The organism is Pseudomonas sp. NPDC087639 (assembly GCF_044743385.1).
Classification (GTDB): Bacteria; Pseudomonadota; Gammaproteobacteria; order Pseudomonadales; family Pseudomonadaceae; genus Aquipseudomonas.
On sequence record NZ_JBIUWI010000064.1, the window covers coordinates 12,311 to 23,892 of the forward strand.

Annotated in this window: 12 protein-coding genes and 1 pseudogene; 8 read left to right on the plus strand and 5 right to left on the minus strand. The window is 59.5% G+C overall.

Annotation, left to right across the window (positions count from 1 at the left end; translation table 11 throughout):
• The 5 genes and pseudogenes from ACIOVB_RS22025 to ACIOVB_RS22045 all read left to right on the plus strand — a co-directional run.
• A pseudogene (locus tag ACIOVB_RS22025) lies at positions 1–141 on the plus strand (PhoH family protein); the annotation flags it as partial.
• Between the two features lie 131 nt (positions 142–272).
• Complete coding sequence (moaC, locus tag ACIOVB_RS22030; protein ID WP_187676871.1) at positions 273–746, plus strand: cyclic pyranopterin monophosphate synthase MoaC; 474 nt, start codon at positions 273–275, stop codon at positions 744–746.
• Positions 743–985: a molybdopterin converting factor subunit 1 gene (moaD, locus tag ACIOVB_RS22035; protein WP_401271358.1), complete on the plus strand. Its 243-nt coding sequence runs from the start codon at positions 743–745 to the stop codon at positions 983–985. The genes moaC and moaD overlap by 4 nt, the downstream gene beginning before the upstream one ends.
• 3 nt (positions 986–988) lie before the next feature.
• Positions 989–1,441: a molybdopterin synthase catalytic subunit MoaE gene (gene moaE / locus ACIOVB_RS22040; protein ID WP_401271361.1), complete on the plus strand. Its 453-nt coding sequence runs from the start codon at positions 989–991 to the stop codon at positions 1,439–1,441.
• A 291-nt stretch (positions 1,442–1,732) separates the two neighbouring features.
• On the plus strand, positions 1,733–2,509 hold the full coding sequence (locus ACIOVB_RS22045) for an ABC transporter substrate-binding protein (RefSeq protein ID WP_401271364.1): 777 nt from the start codon (positions 1,733–1,735) through the stop codon (positions 2,507–2,509).
• A gap of 123 nt (positions 2,510–2,632) precedes the next feature.
• Here ACIOVB_RS22045 and ACIOVB_RS22050 read toward each other — a convergent pair whose 3' ends face one another.
• From ACIOVB_RS22050 to ACIOVB_RS22070, 5 genes are all read right to left on the minus strand, one after another.
• Positions 2,633–3,259 carry a transcriptional regulator gene (locus ACIOVB_RS22050; protein WP_401271366.1) on the minus strand — a complete coding sequence of 209 codons (627 nt, stop codon included), beginning with the start codon at positions 3,257–3,259 and terminating at the stop codon, positions 2,633–2,635.
• Positions 3,260–3,352: 93 nt separating this feature from the next.
• Positions 3,353–4,480 carry an NAD(P)/FAD-dependent oxidoreductase gene (locus tag ACIOVB_RS22055; RefSeq protein WP_401271369.1) on the minus strand — a complete coding sequence of 376 codons (1,128 nt, stop codon included), beginning with the start codon at positions 4,478–4,480 and terminating at the stop codon, positions 3,353–3,355.
• Positions 4,481–4,526: 46 nt separating this feature from the next.
• On the minus strand, positions 4,527–5,471 hold the full coding sequence (locus tag ACIOVB_RS22060) for an ornithine cyclodeaminase family protein (RefSeq protein WP_401271372.1): 945 nt from the start codon (positions 5,469–5,471) through the stop codon (positions 4,527–4,529).
• Between the two features lie 138 nt (positions 5,472–5,609).
• Positions 5,610–7,100, minus strand: a complete 1,491-nt coding sequence (gene rhlB, locus ACIOVB_RS22065; RefSeq protein WP_401271375.1) for an ATP-dependent RNA helicase RhlB — start codon at positions 7,098–7,100, stop codon at positions 5,610–5,612.
• 109 nt (positions 7,101–7,209) lie between these two features.
• Entirely contained in the window at positions 7,210–7,866 is a 657-nt protein-coding gene (locus ACIOVB_RS22070) for an alpha/beta hydrolase (protein ID WP_187680051.1), read from the minus strand.
• Between the two features lie 468 nt (positions 7,867–8,334).
• Here ACIOVB_RS22070 and ACIOVB_RS22075 point away from each other — a divergent pair, with 468 nt between their 5' ends.
• The 3 genes from ACIOVB_RS22075 to ACIOVB_RS22085 all read left to right on the plus strand — a co-directional run.
• Positions 8,335–9,366: an amino acid ABC transporter substrate-binding protein gene (locus ACIOVB_RS22075; protein WP_187680050.1), complete on the plus strand. Its 1,032-nt coding sequence runs from the start codon at positions 8,335–8,337 to the stop codon at positions 9,364–9,366.
• Positions 9,367–9,432: 66 nt separating this feature from the next.
• On the plus strand, positions 9,433–10,614 hold the full coding sequence (locus ACIOVB_RS22080) for an amino acid ABC transporter permease (RefSeq protein WP_187680049.1): 1,182 nt from the start codon (positions 9,433–9,435) through the stop codon (positions 10,612–10,614).
• Between the two features lie 10 nt (positions 10,615–10,624).
• Positions 10,625–11,582, plus strand: a 958-nt coding sequence (locus ACIOVB_RS22085) for an amino acid ABC transporter permease (RefSeq protein ID WP_401271379.1), incomplete at its 3' end; no start/stop codon positions are given.

Genomic DNA, 11,582 nt, shown 5'->3' on the forward strand with positions numbered 1-11,582 from the left:
GACACCCCTTACCTGTCCGCGACCAGCTCCGGGCTGACCTACCTGACCGAACGCTTCAAGGATTTCCCCAACGGTGTGCACATCACCCTGCAAGGGGTGCCTCGCTCAATCCTGGCCGAATACGCCGAATCGCATCTGTAATCCTTCCAACAGAACCGGGCGGCCCAACATCCGCCCGGTTTTTTATGCCCTATACGAAGAACGCCATATTCAAGCGTGCGGAAATTTGACCCGCAGGTTTACAATCCCCGCTCCTGATCAGGAGTAATCCCGTGCTGACTCATCTCGATTCCCAAGGTCGCGCCAACATGGTCGACGTCACCGAAAAAGCCGTGACGTTCCGTGAAGCGACGGCCCAAGCGCTGGTGCGCATGCTCCCCGAAACTCTGCAGATGATCGTCAGTGGCGGCCATCCCAAAGGCGACGTGTTTGCCGTAGCGCGTATTGCCGGCATTCAGGCGGCGAAGAAAACCAGCGATCTGATTCCCCTGTGCCATCCGCTGATGCTCACCGGCGTCAAAGTCGAACTCAGCGCTGAAGGCGAAGACGCCGTGCGCATCGTCGCCCGTTGCAAACTGTCCGGGCAGACCGGCGTCGAGATGGAAGCGCTGACCGCTGCCAGCGTCGCTGCGCTGACTATCTATGACATGTGCAAAGCCGTGGATCGCGGCATGACCATCGAAAGCGTGAAGCTGCTGGAGAAGGTGGGTGGCAAGAGCGGTCACTTCCAGGCGGAGCAACCATGAACGTGACCGTGAGGTTTTTTGCCCGTTACCGTGAAGCACTGGGTGTTGATTCGGTAAAGGTCGAAGGCGATTTCGCCACTGTTGATGACGTGCGCGCTTTGTTGGCCAAGCGTGATGGCGCCGAGGTGTTGTGCGAACAGAACTTGATGTGCGCGCGCAACGAAGACCTCTGCCAACTCGATGAGCCTGTTACCGATGGCGACGAAGTGGCGTTCTTCCCGACCGTGACCGGAGGCTGAGCCATGGCAATTCGCGTGCAGGCCAAGCCGTTCGACCCGGGTGCTGAAGTCAACGCGATGCATGCGGCCAATGTCGGCGTCGGCGCGGTGGTGAGTTTTGTCGGCTACGTGCGCGACTTCAACGATGGCCTCGATGTGGCCGGCATGTTCCTTGAACACTACCCGGGCATGACCGAAAAGGCCCTGGGCAAAATTGCCGTCGAAGCCGAGCAGCGTTGGCCGTTGTTGAAGTTGGAAGTGCTGCACCGCATCGGCGCGCTGGAACCGGGCGAGCCGATTGTCTTTGTCGGCGCCGCCAGTGCCCATCGCCAGGCAGCATTCGATGCCTGCGCTTTCGTCATGGACTACCTGAAAACCCGTGCGCCGTTCTGGAAGAAAGAAAACACCAGCGACGGCCCGCGCTGGGTGGAAGGGCGCGACAGTGATCACGCCGCCGCCGATCGCTGGAAGAAGTAATTCCTGTAGCGCCCTTTAGTCTGTCTTCGCGAGCAGGCTCGCTCCCACATTGGATCTTCATGAACGCAGATATTGTGTTCGCTACAGATCCCCCGTGGGAGCGAGCCTGCTCGCGAAGGCGTCATCTGCATCACCAAAATCCTCTCTCTTTGCCCGATTGACGAAATGTACATATAAGTCCAACATGGATTTATAAGTACAAAAAGTTTCAATCTTGCCGCTCGTAGTTCCCCGCTCCCAGCTGCTCTTCTTCGTCTTGCCAAACCAACAACAACCCGCGAGAGAACGAACATGAAGAAACTCCCCCTCATCACCGGTCTGGCCCTTAGCCTGCTGGCGTGCACCAGCTCGTTTGCCGCCGAGAAAACCCTGCGCATCGGCATCGAAGCCGCTTACCCACCCTTCGCCTCGAAAACCGACAAAGGTGAAATCGTCGGTTTCGACTACGACATCGGCAATGCCCTGTGCGCGCAGATGAAGGTCAAATGCGTGTGGGTCGAGGGTGAATTCGACGGTCTGATTCCTTCCCTGAAAGTGAAGAAAATCGACATGGCGCTGTCGTCCATGACGATCAACGAAGACCGCAAGAAGTCAGTGGATTTCACCCACAAGTACTACTTCACTTCGTCGCGACTGGTGATGAAGGACGGCGCCACGGTCGATGACCAGTACGCCAGCCTCAAGGGCAAGAACGTCGGCGTACAGCGTGCGACCACCACCGACCGTTATGCCACCGAGGTGTTCGAACCCAAGGGCGTCAACGTCAAGCGCTACAGCAACAACGAAGAAATCTACATGGACCTGGCGGCCGGTCGTCTTGACGCGATTTTTGCCGACACCATTCCACTGAGCGACTTCCTGTCGATGCCGCGCGGCAAGGGCTATGCGTTTGTCGGGCCGGAGCTGAAGGATCCGAAATACGTCGGTGAGGGTGCGGGGATTGCGGTGCGCAAGGGCAATTCCGAGTTGGTCAGCCAGTTGAATGGCGCGATTGATGGCATTCGCGCCAGTGGCGAATATCAGAAGATTTCCGAGAAGTACTTCAAGTCCGATATATACGGTGATTGATAGTCCGCCATCGCTGGCAAGCCAGCTCCCACATTGTCTGCGTCGAGCACAAATATGTGATCACCGCAGAACCTGTGGGAGCTGGCTTGCCAGCGATGGGGCCAGAAAAATCACCGCAGATTTTCAGCCCTTCAATTCCTTCAAATGCTTGTACACCGTCGCCCGCCCCATGTTCAGCACGTTGGCCACATAGTTTGAGGCGCTCTTGCCCTTGAACGCGCCCTCGGCGTGCAGCGCCAGCACCAGTTCGCGTTTGTGATCGCGGGTCAGCAGATTAAGGCTCAGTTGTCGTTCGCGCAGCCACGCATGCAGGAAGGTGTTGATGCGCTCCTGCCAGTCATCGCGAAACAGTGAATCCGGTTGTGGAATCAGTTTGCTGGGCGAGAGAAACAGATCCAGCGCAGCCTTGGCATTTTCGAACAGCGAAATATTCAGATTGATGCACAGCACCGCCAGCGGATGGTCTTCGCTGTCGCGCAAGACTGTGCTCAGACTGCGAATTTTCTGGCCATCCCAGTTGAGTTTTTCGTACGGGCCGATATTTCGCTCGCTGACGTCTTCGCTGAGCATGTCTTCCAGCGATGACTCGTCGCCGATCTCGCGTTTGGACAAGTTGTTGGCGATGTAGTCGACCTTCTGCGTGCGCAAATCGTGCAGCACCACTTCGGCGTGAGGAAAGAACAGCGTGGCGATGGCGTCGGCGATGGCACGGAAGTTATCCATTGCCGGGTCGAATTCGGGGGCGGTCATGACAGTGGAGCTCCAGGCAGCGTCAACGCCTCCGTAAACAGGAGGCGCTGCGAGTGTGCCGCAATCCGTTGGGCGCGTCATCCGGACGGCGGATCAGGCGAGGCGGGCAGGGGATAGCATGCTGCTGTCCAGCCCGAACTGGTGCAGGTGCTCGGGTAGCGGTTCACCGCGCACCAATGCCGCACTGGCCTGGCCCATTGCCGGTGATGTCTGTATGCCGTAGCCGCCCTGCGCCGCTACCCAAAACAGCCCCGGCACCTGCTGATCGAAACCGCTGAGCAAGTCGCCGTCGGCGACAAAATTGCGCAGGCCGGCCCAGGTGCGGGTCGGGCGGCGGATGGTCAGGGTCGTGGCCTCCTCGATCTGGTAGATGCCCATGGCAATATCCAGTTCTTCCGGCTGCACATCGTGGGGTTCGACCGGGTCGGCGTTGGCCGGCGAGCCGAGAAACATGCCCGCATCGGGTTTCATGTAGAACGATTCGTCGAGGCTGACCAGCATCGGCCAATGGTGAATATCCACGCCTTCGGGCCCGGCAAAAATGAATGCGGCACGGCGTTTTGGTTGCAGGCCCAGCGATCGGGCGCCGGCCATTTCACCGACCTTGTCGGCCCAGGCTCCAGCGGCGTTGATGATCACCGGAGCGCTGAACGTCTGGCCGTTGGTCTGCACATGCCAAATACCGTTGGCGTCGCGATCAAGGCTCACCACCTGGCAATCGGTATGCACTTCGCCTTTATTGCGACGGATACCGCGCAGGTAACCCTGATGCAGGGCGTCGGTGTCGATATCGCAAGCCGTCGGGTCGTAGATCGCGCCGTGGACTTTTTCCCGGCGCAGGATCGGCAGGCGCGCGCAGGCTTCGTCGGCGCTGAGCATTTGCATCTGTGGCACCGTGGCTTTGGCGCTGAGGTACTGGTTATTCAGTTCGGCGGCGTCACCGGTGAAGTCCACGGTCATTTCGCCGCGCGGGGTCAGCAGCGGGTGCTCGCAGAAGCCGGGCGGTGGATTGTCGAAGAACTCACGGCTGGCCTGGGTCAGCGCGCGTACTTGCGGTGTGCCATACGCGGCGGTGAACAGTGCGGCGGAACGTCCGGTGGAGTGATAGGCCGGATGGGATTCACGTTCCAGCACGATGACTTTGGCGTGCGGTGACAGCCAGAAGCCGGTGGAAGCGCCAGCAATTCCGCCGCCGATGATGATGAAATCTGCCTGGCTCATGAAAATCTCCAAGGGTTACGAGAACTTGTGTAGGGGATTCGAGGTGTTAGCGCTGTAATTGGTAAACCGCATTCGCCAGGGCAATGTCTTCAAGACCCAGACCAATGGAGCGGAAAAACACGTGACGGTCGTAACCGGGCCGCTGCACTTTCTCGCTGAGCAGATCCGCGAGGTCGCCGATGATCGAATCCTTGTCCCAGCCGTGCTGCTCGGCGGCAATCAACATCTCACCCGCCGAACCCGGCGTGGTCAGACGATAGTCGCAGAACACCTGCATGTCGCTGAGGCTCTGCGGTGGCACTTCATGGGCGCGTGGGGCGTTGGTGCTGATCGAGGTGATCAGTGCCGGTTTGCTCAGGGTGGCCGGGTCGAGCACGGGACCTGCGGACGAGGTGCAGAGCATGATCACGTCGGCATCGGCGATCGCCGCTTCACGGCTGTCGGCGATCTTCAGGTCTGGAGCAATGGTTTTCAGCAAAGCCTGAGTGTCACGGTCTTCGGTCAGCGAAGGCGAGTACAGGCTGATGCTCTGCCAGTCGCGCAGTGATTTCACGTAGTGCAGGTGCGCTTGGGCTACCTTGCCGCTGCCGATGATCGCCAGTCGCCGCGCATCCAGCGGGGCGAGGGCATCGACGGCCACTGCGGTAGTCGCAGCCGTGCGCGCCGTAGTCAGTTCACCGGCATCGCACAGCAACAATGGTTGGCCGGTTTGCATCGACATCAGCAGCGTCCACGCGGTGACGAGTGCGCCTTGCTCGCGAACGATGTACGGCGAAGTCTTCACGCCATACACGCCGTCCTCGGCCAACACCCCCAGGTAATTGATGAAGTCACCGGCGCCCTTCGGGAATTCCACCCGTTGCTGCGCCGGCTGCACCGCGTTGCCGGCAGCGAGGTCGCGGAACAGCTTGCGCAGGATTTGCGGCACGTCAATCCGTGTCAGCAGCTCATGGGCCTGGGTTTGGTCGATCACGTAGGGCGTACTGGACATGTCAGGCTCCGGAAGTGAAATCTAAACTAATTTGTCCATTATGGACTTTTAGTTTTATCGGGCAAGCACCTGTTGAAAAATCCGGACGAAAAAAAAGCGCAGTCCGTATCCGGCTGCGCTTCTCTTTTATGACGTCGTTTACTGCGGACGCGCGCGCTCAACCGCGCGCAACAAATGCGTTGGCGGCGTTTCACAGCTGATCTTGCGGCCCAGCTTCTCTTCGATGGACGGCAACTGGTAGGAGTCGTCCTCACCGGCGAAGCTGATAGACACGCCATCGGCGCCGGCACGACCGGTACGGCCGATGCGGTGCACGTAGTCGTCCGGGACTTCCGGCAGGGTGAAGTTGATCACGTGGCTGATGCCGTCGATGTGGATGCCGCGACCGGCAACATCGGTAGCGACCAGCACGCGAATCTTGCCTTCGCGGAAGCCTTCCAGGGTTTTGATGCGTTTGTGCTGCGGGACGTCGCCGGACAGTTGCGCGGCGTTGATGCCATCACGCACGAGGCGTTCTTCGATGCGCCGCACTTCGTCCTTGCGGTTGGCAAACACGATCACCCGTTCCCAGCCGTTATCGTTGACCAGGTTGAAGAGCAGTTTGTACTTGTCGGCACCGGCCACGGCATAGATGTGCTGTTCGACGTTTTCGTTGGCGACGTTCTGCGACTCGATTTCGACGATCGACGGGTCGGTGGTCCATTGCTTGGCCAGGTTCATTACGTCTTCGGTGAAGGTCGCGGAGAACAGCAATGTCTGACGTTCGCTTTTCGGCGGGGTCTGGCGAATGATCTGGCGTACTTGCGGGATGAAACCCATGTCGAGCATGCGGTCGGCTTCGTCCAGCACCATCACTTCGACCATGTCCAGGTGCACGTCGCCGCGCTGGTTGAAGTCGAGCAAGCGGCCCGGCGTCGCGACGAGGATGTCGCAGTGGCGCGCTTCGAGGTGCTTGAGCTGCTTGTCGAAGTCCATGCCGCCCACGAACGTCATCACGTTCAGGCCGGTGTACTTGGTCAGGTCGGCGGCGTCTTTGGCGATCTGCACCACCAGCTCACGGGTCGGCGCGATAATCAGGGCGCGGGGTTCGCCCATGTAGCGCTCTTTCGGCGGCGGCGTCTGCAGCAATTGGGTGATGATCGAGATCAGGAACGCGGCGGTCTTGCCGGTGCCGGTCTGGGCGCGACCGATGGCATCTTTGCCGGCGAGGGTGAAACCCAGCACCTGCGCCTGGATCGGCGTGCAATACGGGAAGCCCAGGTCCTGGATGGCGTGCATCAGTTCCGGAGACAGTTTGAAATCGTGAAAGCGGGTTTTGCCTTCCTGCGGCTCGACGGCGAAGTCTTCGAGTTTCCACGGGATGACCGGTGCCTTTGGCTTCGGTTCGCGGCGAGGCCTGGCCGGTTTCGGCGCTTCGCTGTGCACGCTTTCTGCAACAGGAGCAGCAGATGAAGGGGCGACGGCGGCCGGTTGTGACTCTTGTTTCGGTGCCGCTACGGTAGCGGGGCGGTCGGCCTGGCGGGCATCGCTGCGATGGCCGGGGGCGTGCGACGGCGCACTGGGAACTGGCGCGAGCTGCTCAGCCTCGCTTTTACCGAACATCTTCTTGAGTGCTTTGAGCACGGTCATCTCATCAATTGGTTAAGGAATGTACGCCGGCCAGTGTAATGCAAGAAACGGGCGCGGCGTAGGGGGAGGGATCAAAGGGGATTGCCGAGGGAGAAAACAGCCCGCGTGATCAGCGCAGGCGTTCGCTCAGCCACACGCCGATGTCGCGAATTTCTTCGGGTAACACTTCGTGCTCCATTGGGTATTCCTGCCATGTCACGGTGACACCATGAGCCTTCAGATACTCATAGGCGGTACGCCCCATCGAGTTCTGCACCACGTTGTCGAACTGACCGTGCAGCGACAGCACCGGAATGCGCTGCTGGCTGGCGGACAATTCCAGCTCATCGCTGAAAGTCGGCGCGTACGTCGACAGCGCCAACACACCACCCAATGGCCCCTGCCATTTCAAAAACGCAGTGTGGAACACCACAGCGCCGCCCTGGGAAAAACCTGCCAGGAAAATCCGCGAGGCGTCTATTCCGCTGGCCCGTTGCTCTTCGATCAATTCGATGATGCGGTCGGCGGACGCTTCCAGCTCATCGCGGTCGATCGCCCGCGCCGGGCTCATGGCCTTGATGTCGTACCAGCTCGGCATGGCATATCCGCCATTAATAGTCACTGGACGGGTCGGCGCCTGCGGCAGGACAAAGCGCGTGCTGAGCAGGCTTTCCTGCAACGCTTCAGCCACCGGCAGGAAATCGTAACGATCGGCGCCGAGGCCGTGCAGCCAGATCACGCAGGCATCTGCGGGCTTAACAGGCTGAAGAATCAAGGGCTCGGTCATGGTTGCTCCAAATATGTGCGGGCGCTCTCATTGAGTGCGTGATTCGAGTGCGCGTCCGGGTGATCCGTTAATTAGATGTCGCAAGGGTACAAGTTTTGCTATTGACCTGTCGCTGAACCGCTTCCGGGGCCGGTGTGGTACGGGCTTTGCTATGGAGGACATTGTACGAAGCGTCCTACGGGTGTCGGTAACACTATCAGTGTACGACTCGCGACGGGATAGCAACGAATCCGGTGATGGATGTTCGCCAATGGCCGCTACGGGCTTAGCGAACGTGAAAGGGCTACAGCCCGTTCGGCCGATTGGTGAGAAGTGAGTTGTCCATGATGTGGATTTTCTCCTACTAGACTCATAGCGAAGGTCCTACGTCGGTTGACCCTAAAAAAAGCCAACACGGGTCAGCAATGCCTCAAAAGGGTGCGACTGGACTCAAGCTCCGACACAACAAGAGCAAAACTGGAGGTTTGAATGAAGATGTTGAAATCCACTCTGGCGATCGTGACTGCAGCAACAGTTCTCGGCGTCAGCGGGTTCGCTCAGGCGGGTGCAACCCTGGATGCCGTGCAGAAGAAAGGTTTCGTGCAATGTGGCGTGAGCGACGGTCTGCCGGGCTTCTCGGTACCGGACGCTACCGGCAAGATCCTCGGCATCGACGCTGACTTCTGCCGCGCAGTGGCCGCTGCCGTATTCGGCGACGCGACCAAGGTCAAATTCAGTCAGTTGAACGCCAAGGAGCGCTTCACCGCGCTGCAGTCCGGCGAGATCGACATCCTGTCGCGCAACACCACCATGACCAGTTCCCGTGATGCGGGCATGGGCCTGAAATTCCCGGGCTTCATTACCTACTACGATGGCATCGGCTTCCTGGTGAACAACAAGCTGGGCGTGAAGAGTGCCAAAGAGCTGGACGGCGCAACCATCTGCATCCAGGCCGGTACTACCACCGAGCTCAACGTTTCCGACTACTTCCGCGGCAACGGTCTGAAATACACCCCGATCACGTTCGACACCTCCGATGAAAGCGCCAAGTCGCTGGAATCCGGTCGTTGCGACGTACTGACCTCGGATAAATCCCAGCTGTTCGCCCAGCGCAGCAAACTGGCTTCGCCGAAGGACTACGTGGTTCTGCCGGAAACCATTTCCAAGGAACCACTGGGTCCAGTCGTGCGTAACGGCGACGACGAGTGGCTGGCCGTGGTGCGCTGGACTGGCTACGCCATGCTCAACGCTGAAGAGGCCGGCATCACTTCGAAGAATGTCGAAGCCGAAGCCAAATCGACCAAGAATCCGGACGTCGCTCGTATGCTCGGTGCTGACGGTGAATACGGCAAAGACCTGAAACTGCCGAAGGACTGGGTCGTGCAGGTCGTCAAGCAGGTCGGCAACTACGGTGAAGTGTTCGAGAAAAACCTCGGCAAGAACACTCCGCTGGAAATCGACCGTGGCCTGAACGCCCTGTGGAACAACGGCGGCATTCAGTACGCACCACCAGTGCGCTAATGGTTCTATCACCCGGCGGGCCAACCGCCGGGTGATGTTCTTGTTCCATTTTTTCCGGGGCACTTCATGCAAAATTCAATCGGCGCACCAAAGCAGAGGCTTAGCCTCAGCGATCCGCGAGTGCGCGCCTGGGTATTTCAGATCGTCACTATCGTGGCCGTCGTCTCCCTGGGCTGGTTCCTGTTCGATAACACACAAACCAACCTTGAACACCGGGGCATCACCTCCGGCTTCAGCTTTCTGGAGCGCAGTGCCGGGTTCGGCATCGCTCAAACCCTGATCGACTACACCGAAGCGGACAGCTATGCCCGCGTGTTTGTGATCGGTCTGCTCAATACATTACTGGTGACCTTCATCGGCGTGATCCTGGCGACTCTGCTGGGTTTCATCATTGGTGTCGCGCGTCTTTCGCCGAACTGGATCATCAGCAAGCTGGCGACCGTGTATGTGGAAGTCTTCCGCAACATTCCGCCCCTGCTGCAAATCCTGTTCTGGTACTTCGCGGTGTTCCTGACCATGCCGGGACCGCGCAACAGCCACAACTTCGGCGACACTTTCTTTGTCAGCAGCCGTGGCCTGAACATGCCGGCCGCGCTGGCGGCTGACGGCTTCGGGGCATTCGCGATCAGTGTTGTGGTGGCCATCGTCGGCGTCGTGCTGATGTGCCGCTGGGCCAACAAGCGCTTCGAAGCGACCGGTGTGCCATTCCACAAGTTCTGGGTGGGTCTGGCGATATTGCTGGTGATCCCGAGTTTGTGCGCGCTGATCTTCGGCGCTCCGCTGCACTGGGAAATGCCCGAGCTCAAGGGCTTCAACTTCGTTGGCGGCTGGGTGCTTATCCCGGAACTGCTGGCCTTGACCCTGGCCTTGACCGTTTACACCGCGGCTTTTATCGCCGAGATCGTGCGTTCGGGGATCAAGTCGGTCAGCCACGGCCAAACCGAAGCGGCCCGTTCGCTCGGTTTGCGTGAAGGCCCGACCCTGCGCAAGGTGATCATTCCTCAGGCGCTGCGGGTGATCATCCCGCCGCTGACCAGCCAATACCTCAACCTGGCGAAGAACTCCTCGCTGGCCGCCGGTATCGGTTATCCGGAAATGGTTTCGCTGTTCGCCGGCACCGTGCTGAACCAGACCGGTCAGGCGATCGAAGTGATTGCGATCACCATGAGCGTGTACCTGGCGATCAGTATCAGCATTTCCCTGCTGATGAACTGGTACAACAAGCGCATTGCGCTGATCGAGCGGTAAGGAAAAGCGCATGAGTACTCATACTTTCAAACCCGACATGCCCCCTCCGAGCAGTAGCATCGGCGCAGTGGCATGGATGCGCGCGAACATGTTCTCCAGTTGGCTCAACACCTTGCTGACGCTGTTCGCGTTCTACCTGATCTACCTGATCGTTCCGCCGATTCTGGGGTGGGCGATCATCGACGCCAACTGGATCGGTACCACCCAGGCCGATTGCACCAAGGAGGGCGCCTGCTGGGTGTTCATCCAGCAACGATTCGGTCAGTTCATGTATGGCTACTACCCGACCGGCCTGCGCTGGCGCGTGGACCTGACCGTGTGGCTGGCAGTGATCGGCGTGGCGCCACTGTTCATCTCGCGCTTCCCGCGTAAAGCGGTGTACGGGCTGAGCTTTCTGGTGATCTATCCGATTGTCGCCTGGTGCCTGCTGCACGGCGGCGTATTCGGCCTGCAAACCGTTGCGACCAGCCAATGGGGCGGCTTGATGCTGACGCTGGTGATCGCCACCGTCGGTATCGCTGGAGCCTTGCCGCTTGGCATCGTGCTGGCGCTGGGTCGTCGTTCGAACATGCCGGCGATTCGTGTGGTTTGCGTGACCTTCATCGAGTTCTGGCGCGGCGTGCCGTTGATCACGGTGCTGTTCATGTCTTCGGTAATGCTGCCGCTGTTCCTGCCCGAAGGCATGAACTTCGACAAGCTGCTGCGGGCGCTGATCGGCGTGATCCTGTTCCAGTCGGCCTACGTGGCTGAAGTGGTGCGCGGCGGTCTGCAAGCGATCCCTAAAGGTCAGTACGAAGCGGCCGCTGCGATGGGCCTGGGCTACTGGCGTTCGATGGGCCTGGTGATTCTGCCGCAAGCCCTGAAGCTGGTGATCCCCGGCATCGTCAACACCTTCATTGCGCTGTTCAAGGACACCAGTCTGGTGATCATCATCGGCCTCTTTGACCTGCTCAACAGCGTCAAGCAAG

Excerpts from the sequence above, each read along its gene's own strand:
- ACIOVB_RS22055 (WP_401271369.1), bottom strand. The coding sequence starts at position 4,480 with ATGAGCCAGGCAGATTTCATCATCATCGGCGGCGGAATTGCTGGCGCT.
- ACIOVB_RS22050 (WP_401271366.1), bottom strand. The coding sequence starts at position 3,259 with ATGACCGCCCCCGAATTCGACCCGGCAATGGATAACTTCCGTGCCATC.
- ACIOVB_RS22045 (WP_401271364.1), top strand. The coding sequence starts at position 1,733 with ATGAAGAAACTCCCCCTCATCACCGGTCTGGCCCTTAGCCTGCTGGCG.
- rhlB (WP_401271375.1), bottom strand. The coding sequence starts at position 7,100 with ATGACCGTGCTCAAAGCACTCAAGAAGATGTTCGGTAAAAGCGAGGCT.
- ACIOVB_RS22080 (WP_187680049.1), top strand. The coding sequence starts at position 9,433 with ATGCAAAATTCAATCGGCGCACCAAAGCAGAGGCTTAGCCTCAGCGAT.
- moaE (WP_401271361.1), top strand. The coding sequence starts at position 989 with ATGGCAATTCGCGTGCAGGCCAAGCCGTTCGACCCGGGTGCTGAAGTC.
- moaD (WP_401271358.1), top strand. The coding sequence starts at position 743 with ATGAACGTGACCGTGAGGTTTTTTGCCCGTTACCGTGAAGCACTGGGT.
- ACIOVB_RS22060 (WP_401271372.1), bottom strand. The coding sequence starts at position 5,471 with ATGTCCAGTACGCCCTACGTGATCGACCAAACCCAGGCCCATGAGCTG.
- ACIOVB_RS22075 (WP_187680050.1), top strand. The coding sequence starts at position 8,335 with ATGAAGATGTTGAAATCCACTCTGGCGATCGTGACTGCAGCAACAGTT.
- ACIOVB_RS22070 (WP_187680051.1), bottom strand. The coding sequence starts at position 7,866 with ATGACCGAGCCCTTGATTCTTCAGCCTGTTAAGCCCGCAGATGCCTGC.